Annotated in this window: 17 protein-coding genes and 2 pseudogenes; 5 read left to right on the forward strand and 14 right to left on the reverse strand. The window is 68.1% G+C overall.

The features are described 5' to 3' along the window. Window positions 1-137 precede the first annotated feature (137 nt). Both ABZT03_RS38630 and ABZT03_RS38635 read left to right on the forward strand, forming a co-directional pair. Window positions 138-1,118, forward strand: a complete 981-nt coding sequence (locus ABZT03_RS38630) for an ATP-dependent DNA ligase (protein WP_356048123.1) — start codon at window positions 138-140, stop codon at window positions 1,116-1,118. Between the two features lie 67 nt (window positions 1,119-1,185). Further along, window positions 1,186-1,458 carry a YrhB domain-containing protein gene (locus tag ABZT03_RS38635; protein ID WP_356048124.1) on the forward strand — a complete coding sequence of 91 codons (273 nt, stop codon included), beginning with the start codon at window positions 1,186-1,188 and terminating at the stop codon, window positions 1,456-1,458. Between the two features lie 161 nt (window positions 1,459-1,619). Here the strand turns inward: ABZT03_RS38635 and ABZT03_RS38640 are convergent, their stop codons facing one another. The 9 genes and pseudogenes from ABZT03_RS38640 to ABZT03_RS38680 form a co-directional block, all read right to left on the reverse strand. Next, window positions 1,620-2,093: an NUDIX domain-containing protein gene (locus ABZT03_RS38640; protein WP_356048125.1), complete on the reverse strand. Its 474-nt coding sequence runs from the start codon at window positions 2,091-2,093 to the stop codon at window positions 1,620-1,622. Between the two features lie 30 nt (window positions 2,094-2,123). Then, window positions 2,124-3,743, reverse strand: coding sequence for a carbamoyltransferase C-terminal domain-containing protein (locus ABZT03_RS38645; protein WP_356048126.1), 1,620 nt, complete (start codon window positions 3,741-3,743; stop codon window positions 2,124-2,126). Beyond that, window positions 3,743-4,609: a hypothetical protein gene (locus tag ABZT03_RS38650; RefSeq protein WP_356048128.1), complete on the reverse strand. Its 867-nt coding sequence runs from the start codon at window positions 4,607-4,609 to the stop codon at window positions 3,743-3,745. The genes ABZT03_RS38645 and ABZT03_RS38650 overlap by 1 nt, the downstream gene beginning before the upstream one ends. Window positions 4,610-4,611: 2 nt before the next feature. Next, on the reverse strand, window positions 4,612-5,271 hold the full coding sequence (locus ABZT03_RS38655) for a hypothetical protein (RefSeq protein ID WP_356048129.1): 660 nt from the start codon (window positions 5,269-5,271) through the stop codon (window positions 4,612-4,614). Window positions 5,272-5,334: 63 nt separating this feature from the next. After that, a pseudogene (locus ABZT03_RS38660) lies at window positions 5,335-5,397 on the reverse strand (hypothetical protein); the annotation flags it as partial. A gap of 12 nt (window positions 5,398-5,409) precedes the next feature. After that, the gene (locus tag ABZT03_RS38665; RefSeq protein WP_356048130.1) at window positions 5,410-6,159 is read right to left on the reverse strand and encodes a transposase family protein; all 750 of its coding nucleotides are present in this window, start codon (window positions 6,157-6,159) and stop codon (window positions 5,410-5,412) included. An 848-nt stretch (window positions 6,160-7,007) separates the two neighbouring features. Next, window positions 7,008-7,610: a hypothetical protein gene (locus ABZT03_RS38670; protein WP_356048132.1), complete on the reverse strand. Its 603-nt coding sequence runs from the start codon at window positions 7,608-7,610 to the stop codon at window positions 7,008-7,010. Window positions 7,611-7,694: 84 nt separating this feature from the next. Then, a complete protein-coding gene (locus tag ABZT03_RS38675; RefSeq protein WP_356048133.1) occupies window positions 7,695-9,740 on the reverse strand; it encodes a hypothetical protein in 2,046 nt (681 codons plus the stop codon). Window positions 9,741-11,293: 1,553 nt separating this feature from the next. After that, a complete protein-coding gene (locus ABZT03_RS38680; protein WP_356048135.1) occupies window positions 11,294-11,623 on the reverse strand; it encodes a hypothetical protein in 330 nt (109 codons plus the stop codon). 56 nt (window positions 11,624-11,679) lie between these two features. Here ABZT03_RS38680 and ABZT03_RS38685 point away from each other — a divergent pair, with 56 nt between their 5' ends. Next, window positions 11,680-12,120 (forward strand): hypothetical protein, encoded by a 441-nt coding sequence (locus ABZT03_RS38685; protein ID WP_356048137.1) that lies wholly within the window; start codon window positions 11,680-11,682, stop codon window positions 12,118-12,120. Window positions 12,121-12,343: 223 nt separating this feature from the next. Here the strand turns inward: ABZT03_RS38685 and ABZT03_RS38690 are convergent, their stop codons facing one another. From ABZT03_RS38690 to ABZT03_RS38700, 3 genes are read right to left on the reverse strand one after another with little or no spacing between them, the layout of a single operon-like run. Further along, a complete protein-coding gene (locus tag ABZT03_RS38690; protein ID WP_356048139.1) occupies window positions 12,344-12,745 on the reverse strand; it encodes a DUF6009 family protein in 402 nt (133 codons plus the stop codon). Beyond that, a complete protein-coding gene (locus ABZT03_RS38695; RefSeq protein WP_356048140.1) occupies window positions 12,742-14,283 on the reverse strand; it encodes a phage/plasmid primase, P4 family in 1,542 nt (513 codons plus the stop codon). Before ABZT03_RS38695 ends, ABZT03_RS38690 begins: the two co-directional genes overlap by 4 nt. Next, the gene (locus ABZT03_RS38700; RefSeq protein WP_356048148.1) at window positions 14,280-15,281 is read right to left on the reverse strand and encodes a bifunctional DNA primase/polymerase; all 1,002 of its coding nucleotides are present in this window, start codon (window positions 15,279-15,281) and stop codon (window positions 14,280-14,282) included. The genes ABZT03_RS38695 and ABZT03_RS38700 overlap by 4 nt, the downstream gene beginning before the upstream one ends. Window positions 15,282-16,328: 1,047 nt before the next feature. Between ABZT03_RS38700 and ABZT03_RS38705 the strand changes: the two genes are divergently transcribed. Both ABZT03_RS38705 and ABZT03_RS38710 read left to right on the forward strand, forming a co-directional pair. Beyond that, window positions 16,329-16,577, forward strand: coding sequence for an antitoxin MazE7 (locus tag ABZT03_RS38705; protein ID WP_356048142.1), 249 nt, complete (start codon window positions 16,329-16,331; stop codon window positions 16,575-16,577). 2 nt (window positions 16,578-16,579) lie between these two features. Beyond that, window positions 16,580-16,963 carry a toxin Doc gene (locus tag ABZT03_RS38710; RefSeq protein ID WP_356048144.1) on the forward strand — a complete coding sequence of 128 codons (384 nt, stop codon included), beginning with the start codon at window positions 16,580-16,582 and terminating at the stop codon, window positions 16,961-16,963. Between the two features lie 94 nt (window positions 16,964-17,057). On the opposite strand, the pseudogene ABZT03_RS38715 reads toward ABZT03_RS38710, so the two are convergent. Both ABZT03_RS38715 and ABZT03_RS38720 read right to left on the reverse strand, forming a co-directional pair. Further along, window positions 17,058-17,210: pseudogene (locus tag ABZT03_RS38715) on the reverse strand (AAA family ATPase); the annotation flags it as partial. Window positions 17,211-17,344: 134 nt separating this feature from the next. Continuing rightward, on the reverse strand, window positions 17,345-18,595 hold a 1,251-nt coding region (locus ABZT03_RS38720; protein ID WP_356048146.1), incomplete at its 5' end, for an IS110 family transposase.

Here is an 18,595-nt window from a genome sequence, read left to right on the forward strand (position 1 = left end):
CCCTAGCTTATAGAACAGACATTCGAACGCGCGACTGTGGAGCGGCCGCGACAGGCGTACGGCGACGTTCATGCGGACGGTCCAGCAGGCCCCGGTGTGGGTAGGTGACGGGGCGGTCGACGTGGAAGGCATGACCCATGTGGACGCTGCCGGAACCGATGCTCGCCGCCCCCGTGCCCGACCCCACGCTCCTGCCGGGGTGGGCCGGAGAGGTGAAGTGGGACGGCTGGCGGGCACTGCTGTCCTGGGATGACGGGCGCCTGGTGCTCCGCTCACGCCGGGGGACGGACCTCGCTCCTTCCTTCCCCGAGGTGCGCGCCGGCCTGGTCCAGCTGCCGGAAGCGACAGCCCTGGATGGGGAGCTAATCGTGTGGGAGGGCGAACGGCTCGCCTTCGAGCGGCTCCAGCGGCGGTTGCAGCGGCGCGGCGCCGACGCGGCCCGGCTCGCCGCGCAGTGGCCCGCCCACTTCGTAGCCTTCGACCTGCTTCGCCTGGCGGGCACCGACACCACCAAGTGGCCGTACAGGCGCCGCAGGGCTGCCCTCGAAGACCTCTTTACCGAGCATCAGCTCACCGCACCGTGGGCGCTGTGCCCGTCGACCACCGACCCGGCCACCGTGCGCGAGTGGCTGACCAGGTGGACCGCAGTTGGTGTCGAAGGCGTGGTTTTTAAGAGGCTGGAGGGCCTTTATGAGCCGAACGCCCGCGGTTGGCGCAAGCATAAAATCCGGGAGACCGAGGACGCCGTCGTCGGAGCATTCACCGGCCCTCCGGACGCTCCTCGAACCCTGCTGCTGGGCCGGTACGACCCCGCCGGGCGCCTGCGCTACATCGGCCGCAGCACGACTCTCCCGCAGAGCGCCGGCCGGGCGATCGCCGCTCTCCTCATCCCGGCCGGAAGCGGACACCCTTGGACGGGTTGGACGTTCTCAGCCGGATGGGGCACCCGCGAGAGCCTGCGCGTCACCCTTGTGATGCCGGAACTGGTCGTGGAGGTCGGCGTCGATGTCGCCCGGGACAGTGCGGGGCGCTGGCGACACCCCGCGCGGTGGCACAGGGCGCGCGCTGACCTGTCACCCGCCGACATCCCGCCCTTCGAGCCCGCGCTGACGAACTGATCCCGCGCGCATCTCGCATTCCCAGGCCGATTAGGGTGCCTTCTTCTAGCCGACGGACCGGAGACAGATGATGGAGCAGGACGAGGCCCTACAGCTCGCGGCGCGGTTCCTCGCCCACAGCCAGCGCGATGACGAACCGCCTCTCGCAATCGACGCAGAGCGGGTCCGTGAGAGCAACGGGCTGCTGATCGTGCCCTTCAACTCTGTGCAGTACCTCGCCTCGCGTGATGCGAGGGAGCAGTTGTTGGACTGCTGGCCCATCCTCGTCGACCTTGCACGTGGAGACGTGCGATTCGGGACCCTCGACGAGCGCCATCTGTGGAGGAGTCCGAGCATCTGACGAGGCTGCGGCTGTTCGCCACCGCAGTTACGGGGCAACCCTTAGGTGGCCTAGGACTTCAGTGTCGACCCGCCTGCTGAGGAGCCTAGTAACCCTACGACTGTGCCCGTGCATTATCCCACGTCCACCGTCCCGCCCGCATGCCGCGGGATGCTCGTCCGTCAGGCCAGGATGATGGGCCGCGCGGGGATACGCCCCTCGACGACGGCGGCAACGAGATTCGCGAGGTCTGCGGGGTAGACCTTCTCCCGGGTATCCCGAAGCTCGGGAAGGGTCCACCAGCGGAGTTCGCGGATGTTGTCGGGCTGAGTGGCGCGGGCCGGATCGACTTCGGCCGCGGCGACCCGGGCCAGGAAGTACTTCTCCTCCTGCCGGACCTCATGGCCCCCCACGAGATGGTCCTTGCTGCGGACCGCGAGCTGGGGTCCGAGCTCGACTGCCTTCTCGTCGGCGCCGAGTTCCTCCCCCAGTTCGCGGAGCACTGCCTGGGTGTGGTCCTCTTGGTCCTCCAGCGAGCCGCCGGGCGTCGCCCAAAAGCCCCCGTTTTCGTCGTAGCCCAGCAGCAGGACGCGGTCGTCGGCGTCAAGGACGACGGCGCGGGCGGCTTGCCTCAGCGGTGGAGTGGAGGTCGTCATGTCCTCCAGTGTCGCAGCCCTCGAACGGGGTCAGGATCGCTCGACGAGGTATTCGCCAATGCACGCCGCGTCCAGATCGCATGCCTGGAGCGTGGCGACTGCGTGGGCGGGGGTCTCGACGATGGGTTCGCGGTCGTTGAAGGACGTGTTCAGAATGACGGGCACTCCGGTGAGCTCGTGGAAGTGCCTGATCAGTGCGCCGTACGCGGGCGCGGCGTTGGAGTCGACGGTCTGGACGCGGGCGGTGCCGTCGACGTGCACGACGCCGGCGATTTTTTCTGTGTGGTCGGGGCGGACGGGTGGGGCGAGCAGCATGAACGGGCTGGGCACGTCCAGGTCGAACCAGGTGCTGGCGTGGTCGGCGAGGATGGCCGGCGCGAATGGCCGGAACGCTTCGCGATGCTTGATCCGCTGGTTGAGGGTGTCGGCGCTGTCGCGGGTTCGGGGGTCGGCGAGGATGCTGCGGGCTCCCAGCGCGCGGGGGCCGAGCTCGCTGCCGCCCTGGAACCATCCGATGATCTTTCCGTCGGCGATCATCTGGGCGGCAGTGCGGGCGATGTCGCTTTCGCGGCGCCAGGTGAACGGGGCGCGGTGGCGTTCGACTAGGCCGGAGCGGGGGTCGCGGCGCAGGGCCTGTTCGATCTCCTTCCTGGTGTAGTCGCGGCCGAAGTAGTCGGTGGTCAGGGGGCGTCTGGGGAGGTCGCCGGTGAGCCGGTGGAAGGCGTAGAGGGCGCAGCCGAGGGCCTGGCCTCGGTCGGAGGCGGCGGGCGGGGCGAAGTAGCCGGTGACCGCGTCCAGGCGGCGGACCTTGTCGGCGGCAACGCAGTTGAGGGCGACGCCGCCGGCGACACACAGGTTGGGCAGGCCGGTGGCGGCGATCGTCTGGGTGGCGAGCGCGCACAGGGCGCGCTCGGTCTGGTCCTGGACGTAGGCGGCGGCGTCGGCGGCGAGGCTGTGTTCGCCGCGGGTGTTGGACGGGCCGAAGTCGAACCCGGTCCGCCTCGCGAGGTCGGCGACACCGGGTGCGTGGGTGCGGGTGAGCCTTCCGTGAACGTGGGTGTCGACGACGTCGAACAGTGGGGCGAGGTAGCGGCTTGCGTCGCCGTACGCCGCGAGGGCCATGGTCTTGCCGGCCTCCCGCTCATGCCAGCCGAGATGGTTGGTGAACGCCTCGTAGGTCGCGCCGATCCCGCCCGCCCGGGGCCGGGTGGGCGGGGTGGAGCCCAGGCGCTCAAGGCCGTCGGGGGTGGCGGCGTAGTAGGTCTCGGTGTCGTTGTTGTTGCCGGCCCCGTCGACGACCAGCACGGTCGCCTCCTCGTACGGGCTGAGGCAGTAGGCGGTGTAGGCGTGGCTGACGTGGTGGTCGACCGGGAGGATCCGCTCGCGGTCGATGCCGAGGTGAGTGAGACCGGTCTCGGTCCGGGTGGGCAGGATGCGGCCGATGTCGCTGACGGCGACCAGGTCGACGTCGGCAAGGGTCAGGCTGGCCGCGCGCAGGCAGTACATCAGCGAGGCTTCCCAGCCGGGGCCGTAGCGGGTGCGGTTGAGGCGTTCCTCGCTGATCGCGACCATCACGGTGCCGGTGATCAGGGCGGCGCCGCCGTCGTGACCGAGGTTGATGCCGATGACGCAGGGTTTTGCGCGGCTCATCAGGCGGCCCTCCTGGAGGGGGCGGCGAGCGGCTCCCACAGCCGGGTGCGTCCGGCTGGGTCGCGGTGGAGGGCGCCGAGCTGGCAGAGCTGGACGGTGTCGCCGCGGTGGTCGATCGTCGGGGTGAAGGGGTGGCCCAGTGCCTCCAGCCCGCCGAGCCGGGTGTAGGCGTGGGTGAACTGCTCGTCCAGTGGGGGCCGCGGGGTGGGGGAGGTCGCCGTGGTGAGGCGTCGTGCGGTCTGGTCGAGGCCTGCGTCCGCGAGTACGCCGGCGACCTGGGCGAGGACCGCTTCCGGGGTGGCGTCGTCGGTGTTGATGAGTGTCGGTGGGATCGGGCACAGCGTGGGGGCGATGTCCGTGTAGAAGGTGTGGAGCCGTTCCAGGAGTCCTTCGTCGAACCACTGCTTCCAGCGCGGCAGTTCGGCCACCTTCCCGCGGCGGTTCAGGCTCTGGTCGGGGCTGACCAGGAGGATCGCGGTGTGGACGGTCTCTGGGAGTTCGGGAGCGATGCGGCGGGTGTAGAAGTCACGCGCGACGGTGTAGGGCAGGGAGTCCTCGGCGTGGGTGGCGTAGCAGTAGGCCAGGGCTCCGAGGTGGTTGCGGTCGGCGATGAGCAGCCGGGTTGCCTCGTCGGTGACCAGGCGGCGCATGGCGCGGGCCTTGTCGAGTTCGTGCCGCAGGTACCAGAGGGTGTGTCCGGCCGGGCTGGGGTGGATGGGGGCGGCAAGTCCGCTGGCGAGGCGGGGGTTGGGCTCGGTGAGCCACATCGCGTCGTCGCCCAGGGCGCACACCATGCGGGCGAGTAGGGAGGTTTTGCCTGCTCCGGGCGGGCCGTCCAGGACGAGTACGGGGGCGTCGTTGGCCACGATCAGTCTTCCTTCCGCGTGCGGGTTCCCGGGCGGGCGAGGCCGGCCAGTGAGAGGGCGAGGTCCTCGACGCGCACCGCGAGGTCGGCGCTGGTCGGCAGGTCGGCGGGGTGCTGTCTTGCCAGGCGTGCGTTGACGGACGCCCACATGGCGGCGAACGGGTCGCCGAAGCCGCTCTGGATGCCGTCGGCGGTGGTGAGCTGGGTGGTGGCGGCCGGCTCGTAGGGGCGGGCGAAGTCGATGGTGGCGGCCGCTGCCTTGTCGGCGAGGTGGATTTGTTCGTGGAAGACCCCGGCTGGTGTCGCGCCGATGATCAGGGTGAACGGCTGGCCTGTGGGCCCGTGCAGGAGCGCGTGGACGGACTGCCGGCTCGGGTCGAGGGTGCACGCGGTGGCGGTGGTGCCGGGGACGGCGAGCACGAGTGCGGTCAGCAGGTGGTAGCCCTGCCACAGCAGGATCTGCAGCGCGGTCACCTGGTGCGGGGCGAGGTGCTCGGGGACGGCCTGGGGTGGATCGTCGGCGAACGTGTACGGCGTGAACCCGGGCGGGAGCAGGCGGCGGCGCGCGGCCTCGTCGACGCCGTCGGCTTTGACCAGCCAGCCTCCAGCGGGTTCGGGCACGTGGGCGAGGGCCGCGTGGAGCGCCGGGTCGTGCGCGCGCATCGCCCCGACCTCCAGCAGCAGACCGGCGTCCCGCGCCCGCGCGGCGAGCTTGCGGGTGCGTGCGGCGTCCAGGCAGACGGGTTTCTCGGTGACGACGTGGACGCCGGCGTCGAGGGCCTCCTCGATGAGTGAGCGTTTTCAGCGTTGCCTCTCCAGGGTGAGGACGGCTTTGGCGACTGACGTCATGCGGTTGGGGCTGATCCGGGACCTTCGGAAGATTCGCCAGGACTTCAGCAGTGCCATGCCGCGTTCGACTGGTGCCCGGGATGCGGCCAGTGCCCGGTTGATTGTGCGCTGTGTCGGGGCCAGCTGGCCGCCGGGCGGTCGTCTGCGCCCGGTGGTGACCCAGGGGCCGGCGCCCTGGTAGGCGCGGTCGGCGAGGACGGGGACGCCTTGGCGTTCGCAGATCCGGATGATCCGGTGGGTGCGGGCCGCGGTCAGGTCGTGGCACCGGCCCGGCAAAGCGGGCGAGATCCACAGCACCTGTCCGGTCGGGTCTGTCACGACCTGCACGTTCACACCGTGGCGACGGTGCTTGTGCGAGTAGTCGGCCCGGCCGTCGCCCACGCGGTCGCACTCGGCGAGCGTCCCGTCGAGCAGTACGTACTCCGGCTCGTTCTCGCGAAGGACCTTGAGCAGGCCGGGCGCCCGGGCGGCCAGGAGGTCGATCACCGCCGTGGTGTAGGCGTGGGCCGTACCGACCGAGATGCCGAAGCCGGCGGCGAGCTGGGCCAGAGTGTCGTGCTTGCGCAGGTACACCAGAGCGACGAGCGCGCGTTGATGCGGCGGGAGCTTGCAGCGGCGGTCACCCTCACGGGTGACGATGAGCATGGTGACCCACTCGACCAGCGCATGGGGCAGGTCGAGTGCGGCAGGATAGGAGACCAACGAGGCACCTGCGCTGATGAGTTGAGACGTCGAACACCTCCCTCAACGGCACGGGTGCCTCGTGCGTTGCGCACACCGACTCCATCACTCCATCGGTGGCCACTCTGAAAACGCTCACTGAACCGGCGAACGCGATCAACTGCGGATGATCGAGAACTGCGACTGTGGAGGGTCGGTCGGGCTCTGTCGGTCAGCTTCGTCGCCGCGGTCCTGGTATCCAAAGGCGTCTTCTACGGCTTGGTGAACCTACTGGACTTCCAGGAGATCGACACCACAGCGAAGCTCGACGCGAAGACGCCCTCGTTCACCACGATCGCGCAGCGGAAGTCCGGGGTTAGATCGGTGTGCAGACGCCCCCGGCTGGGTGACCATCGCGGTTGGCGTCTACGGCTGCTACGCGGCCATTCGAGACTGGGATCGGGGCGACATGGAGCGGCGGACGCTGCGGCCCGCCCCGGCCGAGGAACTTCGCGACCCGGGCCTATGGATGCACGCCACAGCCGGCCGGGACGGGCAGCAGCGGCTCGCCGAGGGGATCAGATACGTCTTTGGCTGTGCAGAGTGCCCTGCCTGCGCCGGCGTGTTCAATATCGCGGAAGCGCACACGACTGCGAACCTTCCTCCAGCCCTTGAAACGTACTGAACAGCGAGGGGCGGCCCGGCCGGTTGCGATGATCTTGAGATGGCTTGCGTCATCCCGGACCCCGACCACGCGGACACCGCCGACACCCTGGAGGCGATGCGCGATGAGCGCCTGATGCCGGCTCACGCGCTGCACTCCGCACCCGGCGCGCAGCGGTAGCCGCACCGGCCGGTGCGTGCGCGTCATCCAGTGTTTGGCCTGCTCGTTAGTCCCCCAGGTTTTCTGGCGGCACGGCCGCCGTCACCGCTGCGGGCAGCCGGTCATTCAGGATTTCCTGGCGCGGCAGTGACAGCCCGAAGTGCTGCTGCAAGGCGGTCAGGGTCGCACGCAACGAGTCGAACTCCTCGCTCTCGTCGTCATCGAGGAGTCCGGCTTCTTCGAACGCCGGGAGCAGGAACGTCAACCCCCCGTCTGGGGTGTCGCCGATGTCGAATCGACCAACCGTTTGTCCGTCGCGGTAATACCAGCACTCCCTGGGCGGGTCGTCCGGCTTCGGGGTCAGGTGCAAGACTTCGACCTCGCCTGCGGAGACATCGGCGTGAGCCCACCAAGCCTTGGACGGCCAGCCCTGCTCCACCGCATATGACCAGCCCGCGCATTCACCAAAGCGGGCTACGCGAGCTGATTCGCTGTCGTTGAACGTCAGCCGCTCGGCTTCAGCGAAGGTGATCGGGGCGAGCACTTCTCCGGGCCGGGCGCCAAGCCGGACTACGAGGTCGCGCGGGCTGATGCCACGCGCGAAGGTGACGAACAGGATGGGGGCGTCTCCGCGCCAGGCGTCGGCCAGCCACGTGATGCCATCGTTCAATGTCTTCTCCTGGTTTTAGGGGTGCGACTGGGGCGGGAGGGTGCGGCCCTCCCGCCCCAGTCTGCGTTGTGTCCTACCAGCCGGTCACGGCTTCGGAACGGTGCACGACACCGTCACCTTGGACGTGTCGCAGTGGGCGAACTCAGGGAAGCTCACCCAGTACTCGTCCTTGTCCAGCAGACGGTACTTCGATGCCGAGGAGAACGTTCCGGAGAACGGCTGCATCGACTGGGTGTTCTGGTAATTGGACATCGCCGAGCGTCCGCAGACTTCCTTCCACGTCGGAGCACCGGTACGGATGTCGTCGTACAGCCTCCAGTCGCCCGTCGCGATGCGGGAGGCGTAGGTCTGCACGCAGTCGTTGCCGGTGTCGACCTCGTTCATGCCGCCCAGGGAGGCGGGCATACCGCCCGAGTTGTAGGAGGCGGCGTAGGCGAACTCATCGCAGCTGAGGGTGTCGCTTGTATCGATCGGGGTGGTGTCGGGATTCCCGTAGGTCTTGGCCCAGTCATCCGGGCAGATGACCTTCCGGTTCAGGTTCGAATCCCGCGCGGACGCAGGCAGGTACCTGATCGGCTTGCCCACTGCCTTCGAGCCGGGGTGGTTGGGCAGCTTCGACTGGATCAGCCAGGCGTGCGCGACTGCGGCCGGCGTCTTGGCGAAGTTCATTACCCATGTCGGCTTATAGGCCGAGAACACGCAGCCGGGGCTGGTGGCGGAGGAGACGACGTCGCAGCGGATGTTGAAGTCCGGGAGGGAGTTGCCCAGCCACTGCGGGTCGTTTTCGATCTCCCCGGCGCCGTCGTTGACGGTTCCAGCGATGGTCCAGTCCAGCTGAAGGCTGGTGATCTTGGTGGCGGTACCGCCGGTCCACTCGTGGTTGAAGGTGGCGTATGCGGCGTGGATGTCACCCTTCGGCTGCCACGTATTGGAGCCATCCCACACAGGAGCGGCGGTGGTGCACTCCGGGGAGCACTTGAACGTCGGAGTCATGGTGATCGGTCCCGGCATGCCGATGGTGCCGTGCTCCACGATGAACGGGTCCATCGGCACCAGAGCGAACCGCTGGGTGAACTTCCGGGACACCGGGTCGAGCTTGATTTCGATGGCCGAGGCGAAGTACGCGTCCGCCGGGTTGTAGATGTTCCCGTCCGGTGCCTTGAACGAGTACTTGAACACGATCGGCGTCGCCCACTTTAGGCAGGCACTGTCCCGCTTGAGATAGTCCTTGCCCGCCGAGACTCCCGTGTCATTGCACCATGGCACCAGATCGCCACTGCCCGAACGGAGCTTGTCCGCGATGTCCCGCTTCTCCCTGGCGCTCAAGTCGGACGGCTTCCCGACCTCGATGCAGGTGATCTTCTGTCCGTGGTCGGTGCATGTCTCGCTGCCCTTGCCGGCGGCCTTCGCGGCGCGGGTGACCTCGGGCCGGTTGCGGTTCCCGACCTGCGGCTCCTGGTACTTGCTCAGGTCCACCGCCGGTGCGCTCTTATTCGGTTCCGGGAGCTTGATGTCCACGGCACGGCCGCGGGTTTTGAACTTCGCCCACGCCGTCCAGTCCGTCTCGTACAGGCTGCCGTCGTAGGCGGAGGTGCGGAAGGCGTAGGTGGTGTTCGCCTTCAGGTCGCCGTAGTACAGGGTGACCTTCGCGGTGCCGCCGGAGGTGACGTAGTTGGACACCACGACACCGTAGGCAGCGGGCTTACCCGTGTCGGGGTCGGTGAGCTTAACTTGCGCCTTCGGGTTGCCGCTGGCGTCGGTGGTGTAGACCTCGAAGGTCAGGTTCGCGGTGTCGCCGTCGCCGTCGGTCACGGTGTTGGACAGCGTGGGGGTGGTGCGGTTGACCTGCCACACCCCGTTCGCGTCCTTGGTGCCCGGTGCAGCCTTGAGGTTGTTCCCGGACTCAGGTCGGTGGTCGTTGGCCCTGGTCAGGGTCTCTGAGCCTGCCGCAGGGCGGGAGGCCGGAGAATACTCCCACACGGGCGTTTTATCGCCGCTGTCGGCGGCGGCGATGCCGCCTCCCCCGACGAGCATGACAGCCGCCGTGGCGACAGCGATTTTGGACAGAATACATTTTCTTCCCGATAAACCAGACAAGGTGTGTATGCCCCTTCTGGCCGCCGGGCCCATGCGTCTTCCCCCTGGGCCATGGCGGCGGTGGTCGTGGTCGGCGGTCGTCGCGCCGATCCATGTCTATGACGGGTTCCACGCTCTGTTCAAGCCCGCAGAACTGGGGTAATCCGGCTGTAAGTCAGGTACCGGACATGACCCTTGGCACGTTTAGCCATAGGTGCAGCGTGATCCTCCGCGTGAGGCGATGACGAGCCGACGTGTTGCGACAACTGCCCTTCGGGCCACCAACCTTCACCCACTGCCCGAGCGCGCGGCGAGGAACTCCCGGTGGTATTCGCATTGTCCCGTCAGCCTCCGCCGTAGATGCGAGGCCGCCATGCGGTGTGCGGTGCACAAGGACCGCCATAATCTCGTCCGGACACGTCAACATGCGGAATGCGTTCGCCAACTTGCCTTCTCGCCGGTCGAGATACGGTCTGCGCTTCCCAACCTCCTCAACCGCCAGCGCTCAGCGGCCGGCTTCTCGTCCGTGGTGAGGATTCCGCTGGGGGTGGTGCACCCGCTGATCGTCCTCGCGCGCCGGGTGTGATGCGCCGGCGTCCTCATGGTCGGCGCAGCAGTTTATGGTGGCGCGGGCCTGGTCGGCCGCTTTAGAACTTGGGCTTGTCTCAGTACGGCTCGGCCTTGGCGCCAGACCTCTTGGGCAGCCCCAGATGCCTCTGTCTCCGCGCGATCCCGGTAGCGGTCGTACTCGTGACTGCGCATGGTGGCCAGGATCAGCACCCGCTGGCCCTGGAGAAGCAGGCGGTGGAGCGTAGAGATGGTCAGTCCGCCCGACCCCAGGAAACGTTCCAGGTCATCCAGCCACACCACGAGACGGTCGGCTGCTTCCCAGTCGTCCAGCAGCACTTCCACGGCCTCACGCGTGGAAGGAGCCACGAAGTAGTAATCAGGATGCAGGAGCCGAATTGCCTCGAGGCGGCTCGAGTCTTACCCGCGGTGGATTCGCCAACCAGCAGAACGAAGCCGCCGCGCCGCAGGGCGGCGTGCAGGTGGGGCTCCATGTCGCGCGTGATGTAGGCCGGGACCCGGTCAACCGCGCCATCCTGCTCAATGGTCTCGGCCGGGTGTACTCCCACCGCGACCGGATCATGTAGATCCCGTACCAACGGAAAACGGCCTGCCGGCGAGGGGATCTCCAAAGCGCGGGGCCGACGGCGGACCGCTTCAGCCTGCCTCTGCCTCTCCGTCTGGATGCCAACGGCAACGACGCTCACCACGGCCGCGACCGCAGCCCCCAGCACACCCGCCCACGCCTCAGATCCCCACAGCGCAGCAAGGAGACCGATCCCCGCGCTGGCCACCGCCATGGCCACCAGACGCAACCACGGCCGGTACAGCCCCCCAGCAGTCCCCACAGGCTCCCCACCTTCGATGGCAAGGAACACCCTCGAACCTTTCCCCCAAAAGCCCCCAGCGAATCCGTAGAGGACGGCACCCCGATTTCTGGGTGACACCACCGGGCCGCAACTGCCCTTCTGCAAGGTCATGGTGCCCGTCGAAGTCTGGGCATAGTGCCACTCGATGGCGTAGCAAAGCACTCGTGACCGCTAGGCGGGGTGGCTGCCCTGCAGGTGCCCGCGTAGTGCCCCACGCAATTGAGGGAGCGGAAGGTGGGCGCCGAGCATGGTGAGAACCTCCGGGACCGTCCAGCGGATCAGGGCGCCTTGGCGGGCGAGGTAGAGGCCGACTTCGCGGATGTGGTAGCGGTCGTCGTAGTCGAGCAGGAGGTACCCGGCAAGCTGCTGTACCTCGTCTCGTCCGACGGCGGTGGGGCCGGGTGAGCGGCGGTCTCCGTGACCGCGGCCTCGCGGCGGCGCTGAGCGCGGGCCGCGTCGATCGGGCCGGTGCCTCGTCTCCCCCTCGTGAACGGATTCCATGACCACCTCAGGCGCAGCCATGCCCGGCCCGGGCACGCTCCGGGTAGCGTGGAAGCATGACCAGGGGCGGACGGCAGCGGCGGGACGGATCCTCCAAGCGCGTACAGCTCACCAGCGGGGACCACGGTGGGCCAAAGGACAAGAAGTCCAAGAGCGCGCGCAAGCCGACCGTCCAGGGCGGTAAGGCCTCACGCGCCGCGAAACTGCGCGAGGTCGAGCGGTTTCGGGAAGCCATCCGCGCCGCTGAGCAGCGGCGCACCGCACGCCAGGACTCCCCCGGCACAGCGCCCACGGCCGACGCGGACCAGCACGCACCAAATCCTGAACCTCACACTGACGCGGAGACCGCGCTGCAGGCTCACCTGGCCGCCTGCATCCAGACGGCCCAGATACACGACTGGAACGGGCTGGCGGCTCACGCCCGCCAACTCGCCGACGCCGCCGACCGGCTCGACGCCCGGACCATGCACCGCCTGGGGATCAAACGGTCCGCATAGGCCCGAGGCGGGTGCGCGCATACGACGGAAGGCATCGCACCGGGGCCGCCTCCGATTACCACGACGGGGTCATCCCAGGACGGGGTAGTCGATCGTGCGGCTGGGCGGGGGCGTTTCGCGCCGTGTTCTGTCCTCGCTCGTGCAGCAAGGAGGGAGACATCCGTCCGGGGGCCTCACGCCGTCCGGCAGCGAAGAAGGCCGGGCCCGGTACATGTTTTCGCGGTTACAGAGGGAGGGTTATGCCGAGCTCCTGCATGGCAGTTGACGGCGGGCCGCCCTCGGAGCGCTCAGTCTTGTAGCCCTTCACGCGGGCTTCGAGGGTGCGGGGATCTACGGCTTCCGCGGGTGCGCTCTTCGCGTAGAGCCCGGCAGGCTCGGTGTCGCGGTCGTGGGGCAGGAGCCAGAAGACGCGGCGGCGGAAGGTTCCTGAGGCGCGGGAGGGTTTGGCTGTGGGGCCGAGGATCGCGTAGCCCACCATTCGGCCGTCGCGGTGGTAGGCCGGCTTGCCCTTGCGGGTGGGTAGCCGGTCGATGCTTTGGCGGACGTAGTGGAGGTCGTGGATGTCTTCCAGCCACACCAGTTCGGCTTCGTGGCTGATCTCGTCCTCTGTGATCAGGGAGCTCATGAGTGATCTCTCTCCTGGTCGGTGAGCAGTCCGATGCCTGGGTAGTGCTTGCGCTGGTTGGACAGGATCATTTCTTTGGGCGTTGCCAGGCCTACGAGTTCGCGGGTGCGGGCGGCGAATGCTCGTGAGGACATGGCTGGTGCTCCCTCATTCTGGCACCAGGTCTTGTATGCGGAGTAGAGCGCCGTCTGCTCGGCGCGTAGGTCGGGGGCGATGGTGCAGCATTCCTCGTAGAAGCGGCCTGTGTGGTCTTCGGTTTCGGCGTAGGCGCTGGTGGCGATGCGGACGCGTTGGGGGCCGGTGAGGTCTTTGTCTCCGGCGAGGTAGCGGCGTGCTCCGTCGACGAGCCAGGTGAGGATGCCGGGGCCTTCCTCGGTGACGAGGATGTCGGCAAGGTTGTCGATCTTGCGGTGGTCGGGGACGACGCGTTCGAAGGGGATGAGCCGCATGCGGCGCCAGAAGGCGAAGCCGCCGGTGCCGACTTCGGGGCGGTGGTTGCCGAGCAGCCACAGTTTGTGGGTGGGGTTGAAGCCGAAGAAGTCCTGGCGCATGCGGCGGGCTTTGATGCGGTCGCCGCCGGTGAGGAGTTTGACGCGGCCTTCGTCGAATTTGTCTCCGGGTTTGACTTCGGAGCAGACGATGACGCGTCGTCCGTGGAGTTCTGCCAGGTCGGTCGGGTGGCCTTCGTAGGGGCGGGCCATGAGGAAGCCCGGTGGGGCGGCGTCCGCGTAGTCGCCGAGGAGTTTCATGAGGACGTCGAGGAGGACGGACTTGCCGTTCTTGCCGGAACCGAAGAGGAAGGGCAGGACCTGGCCGCCGACGTCACCGGTGACGGAGTAGCCCAGCAGCAGTTGCAGGTAGCCGATCATCTGCTGGTCTTCGGTGTCTGCGCCGAAGGTGTCGGTCAGGAAGCGTTCCCAGCGCGGGGTGGGAACGGGCCTGGGGCCGACGGTGGTGGAGCGTGAGTGGAAGTCTTTGTTGGGGTCGGGGGTCTTGAGGAGGCCGGTGCGCAGGTCGACGATGCCGTCGGGGGTGCACAGGGCGTAGGGGTCGGCGTCCAGGAGGGCTGCGTTGAGGACCATGCCGGGGGCGGATTTGGCCTGGGTGAGCATGGCGTTGATGCCGGTGGTGGACAGGGCGCGACGGCGGTGGGATTGCAGGGCCTGTGTGGTGAACAGGCCTCGGGGGTCGTGGGTGGCGATGGCTTCGGCGAGGTCGCCGGCGGCCCAGAGCACGGTGTCGTCTTCGTCGATTTGCCAGCGGGTGGTGTCCCAGCGGTACCAGCCCATGCCGGGGACGTGCCGGTAGTCGTTGGAGTAGAGCTTGACGAACAGTTTGGCGTTGCCTCGGTCGGTGAGGGTGTCGGGCAGGAGCCCGGCGGGGGTTGCTTCTCCGGCGGTCGCGCGTGCTGCCGTGGTTTGTGCAGGCAGTGCAACGGCGGGGGCTACGGTCGGGCCGGCCTGGTCGCGGATCTGGGCGGCGACGGCTTCGGGGTTGAAGTCGAAGAGGGCTTCGGTCTCGTTGCCGTGGGAGGTCATCGGGGGCCCCTTCGCATGTGGAGGGGGTGTTGACGGCCAGCAGTCAGGCCACTGCGGATGATCTGTGCGGCGCGCCGGTCTTGGCCTGGGCGGGCGGCGGCTGCGGCTTGGGTGAGGGCGAGTTCGGCTTCTTCTTCGGTGAGGCGGCCGGCCGCGATGAGGCCTCCGAGGGTGTACGCGGCACGGTTGAGGGCGTCGGAGAAGCCTGCTCCCTCTGTGACCTGACCGCATGCTTGTACTGGGGCGAGAACCGAGGCCAGCATGTTGGGGGTGCGGTCGCGGCCGCCGCCGGCGGCGAGGACGGCCTGCTGGGCGCGGGGCGGCACCGATCGGGGGGCGGGGATGCTCGGGCCAGGGAGGTGGCCGGTGCGCTCGAGTTCCTGGGCGAGCCAGGTCGGCAGTGCGGCTGGTTCGCGGACCTCGTCAACTGGTGTGTAGGTGCCGTCGCGGGTGGTGGTGCCGGGGGCGATGATGTAGCCGCCGTGGGCGCGGACGTCGACCTGCCAGGCCAGGGCGGCGCCCTGGCTGGAGCCGGAGGAGCAGCGCCAGCGGCGGTTGTCGGCTGCGCGGTACCAGACGTGCAGGCCGCCTGAGGGGGTTCGGACTCTGAGCGTTGTGTTGTCTTCTGCAGGGCTGCGTTGGCCGCGGAGGGCGGCCAGAACCGCGAGGGTGTGGAAGCCGTTTGCCAGGCCGGTGAGGTCGACGTGGTCGCCGATCGGGATGCCGGGAAGGATCCGGTCTCGTGTGGGGGGCTGGGTGGAGTGGGCGTCGATGTCGATGACGACCAGGCCGGCTGGCCCGCAGGCGATACCGACGCCGTACTCGGGGTGCTGGCCCCACCATTGTGTGATGTGTCGCTGGTCGAGCGTGGCGGCGTGGAAGCCGTGGCAGGTTCGGCCTGCGGGGAGGCACGAGCAGTCGGTGGGCGCGTGTGGATTGTGGCGGCAGTCGGGGCAGTTGGCGACTGGAGTCTTGCGGCCGGCCGCCAGTGGGTGCACCGGCCAGCCGCGGCGGGCACACCATCGGGCGGTGGCCAACGAGGCAGCGACTGAACTCTCAGAGACGGAGGGCTCTGGGTCGCTGCTAGAAATGCGCAGCTCAGCAGGCATTTCCATCCCCCATCAGCGACCGAAGCGACTAAACGACGGACACAGCCTAGCGAACGGGGACGGGGAGGTCGTGGAGCATAGGCAAACAAGGACCGCTGTCGTGTCGGTGGCAGAGTCCGTAGACCTCGGAAGCGACCCAGTGGGTGGAGTAGCGACGCACGCGGGTTGAGTCGCTGTATCGGCAGGCCAGAGGAAACTGCAGGTCAGGCCACTCGTGCAGCCCGAAACAGCGACTGAAGCGACTGAAGCTTCCTATATGTAACGCACACGCGCACACAAGAACGGGCTCATATACCCCCACGTTAAGTCGCTTCAGTCGCTGCAACCTAGCCTCGAGCAGTTTGACCTGCATCTTTGTGTTCGAGACTCATAGCTACCGACCACTCCCCTGGTCGCTGTGCTTCAGTCGCTGGCTCTGCGAAGCCCAGCGACCCAAGCGACTGAAGCACCATGAACCCGCTACGCCAGCACGTTCTACCTGGACTTCCCGGCTCGGTCGCTTCAGTCGCTGCGTAGTCGCATGACGAGCGGTGCCTGCTGACGATCTGATCCGAAGTCTCCGTGGTCCAGCCGCTGGCTTGCGGGAAAGAACAAGGGATGGGCCATGACGTCGGCCTCGGGAGTCGAAAAGGCGCACCCTGACCCCGTCCACGAGATCAACCAGGGTCGCTCACGCTCTTCTCCGGCAGTGCGCCGAGAAAGCGGCGCGGGCGCTGTGGCCGGCCGTGCGGGACGCCTTCCGGCAATGGCCGCGCGGTGAGCATGGCACCGTTTTTGGAACTCGTGCGCAATGGGGGACCTCAGTCGGATGACGCCCCTTCGGTAGGTGGCAGGGGATCGCGACACCACCTGTACGTCCCCGCAGGCATCAGGCATCAGGCATCAGGCAACGCAGAGAGGTATTCACGGAGGTAGTCGCGGGTGCATACTCGGGGTATGGCTGATACCACCGTGAAGATCGACACCGAGACTCGGGACCGGTTCGCCGCGATTGCTGCCGCCCGCAACACGAGCGTGCGGGCCCTGCTCGCCGAGCTGGCCGTGGAGCAGGAGAACCAGCTCAAGCTGGGCGTGGCGACGGACGCGTTCCGTGAGGCCGTGTCGCAGCCGGGTATGGCCGAGGCGTTCGACCGTGACTTCGGCGGACTGCCGCAGTCCGCGCGTACCGCTCACCGGGCGGCCTGACCTTGGACCTGCACATCGACATCCGCTGGCTCCTGGACCGGCAGGAGGAACTGCTCGGCAAGGAGCTGGGCGTCCTGGACTACTCCGCACTCATTGCCGCCGTGGCGCGACACCGGGTCAACACCCCGCAGCTCGCGGAGGGCTCCCCCGACGCCTACTGGCGGGCGGCCGCGCTCATGGAGCAGATCGTGCTGCTGCGGCCGCTGCCGGCCCGCAACGAATTCTTCGCCTACGGTGTCGCCGTCGCCTACCTCCGGGCATCCGGGGAGAGCGTGGACACCGCCGCGTACGAACCGTGGCGTGACCTGGTCGAGGACATCCGTGCGCTGCGCCTGACCGTGTATGACATCGCAGACCGATTGCGCTCTATGAAGTCGGACGCCTGAGCGTTGGTTAAGGTCTGCTCCCACCCGCCTCCGAGACGTGGGGCAGGGGCGTCGACGGCGGCCGCGTAACGCTGGGCACCGCGGTCGGCCCCTCGAAGCCTCGGTAGGTCATCTGGTCCTTGATCGCCCGGTCGGCGATGTCGGAGAACTCGTTGCGGATCGATGGCAGCCGCAGCAAGCGGCAGGCGGAGTCCGCCTCAGGTGCCCATAGTTCTGCCGAAGACGCTCTGCGAAGTCGCCGGCGCAGTGGGGGCTTTCATGCCGGATGTCGGACGAGAGGAAACAGTTCAGTGCCCAGGTCCTCTGACCGGAAAACTCAACGGTCAGGTGGGCATGGCGAAGTAGTCCCCCGGTGGCGTGTGCTGAGGGTCTCGAGTGCTGTCAGGCGGCTGCCGGGGTGAGGGTGACGTCGTGGCCGAGGGCCTTGAGCTGGCGTACGAGGTCGCGGCTCTTGCGGCCCGGGTCGAGGTTGTGGGTGTGGAAGTCGGCGCCGAGGTCGCGGTAGCGGGCGGTCGGGTCGTTCATGAGGTGCCAGACGGACACGAGGATCGAGCGGGCGACGGCGACCAGGGCCTTCATGTGGCCGCGGCGTTTGACGATGCGGCGGTAGCGGGCGCCGAGGAAGGTGTCGGTCCGTGCGGCGGAAATCGCCGCTTCGCCCAGGGCGCCACGGAGCCAGGGGTTGCCCTTGCCGGTGGGGCCGGAGGTGTTCTTGTTTCCGGACTGGAGGGTGCGTGGGGAGAGTTTCGCCCAGGACACGAGATGGCCGGCGGTGGGGAACACCGACATGTCCAGGCCGGTCTCGGCGAGGATGACCTGCGCGGTGCTGGGGCCGACGCCGGGGATCTCGTCGAGGCGCTCGGTGTCGGTGATCGGCATCAGGGTGCCCTGTCCGGGGCCCTCGTCGTCCTCGGTGGTGGACAGCTCGGCCAGGCGCACGGTGATGCGGGCGGTGAGCTTGTCGATCTGCACGGTGAGGTAGTCGACGGTGTCCAGCAGCATCCGGCACATGAAGGCGTGGTGTTCTTCGAACCGGCCGGTCAGGGCCTCGGCCAGGGTGTGGTGGCTGGCCTTGATGGTGCCGTGGGCCAGACCCGCCAGGGCCTTCGGGCTGCGTTCGCCCGCGATCAGTGCCTCCAGCATCGCGCGTCCGGAGACGCCGAAGATGTCGGCGATCACGGTGGACAGCTTGATCTGGGCGTCCTCGAGGAGTTTCTCGGTGCGCTGCTTGTGGCGGGTGCGCTCATGGGTCATGACCGCCCGGGCCCGGGTCAGATCGCGCAGTTCACGGACCGGCTTCGGGGGCACGAACGAGGCCCGGAGCATGCCGCGTTCGGTGAGCTTGGCCAGCCAGACCGCGTCCAGGCGGTCGGTCTTGGGCCGGCCCGGGACGTTCTTGACGTCACGGGCGTTGACCAGCCAGCACTGCAGACCACGCGATTCGAGCAGAAAGAAGAACGGCTTCCAATAGGTCGACGTCGCCTCCATCACCACCCGGGTGACGCCCTGGCAGATGAGGTGGTCGGCCAGGTCCAGAATCGCGCCGCTGGTCGCGACGGTGTTGAAAACCCGCTGCACGCGCTTGCCGGGCTTGTCCTCGTGCGGCACCCGCACGCAGACCATGCCCGACGC

This window comes from Streptomyces sp. NPDC005574, assembly GCF_040605435.1.
Lineage (GTDB): Bacteria > Actinomycetota > Actinomycetes > Streptomycetales > Streptomycetaceae > Streptomyces.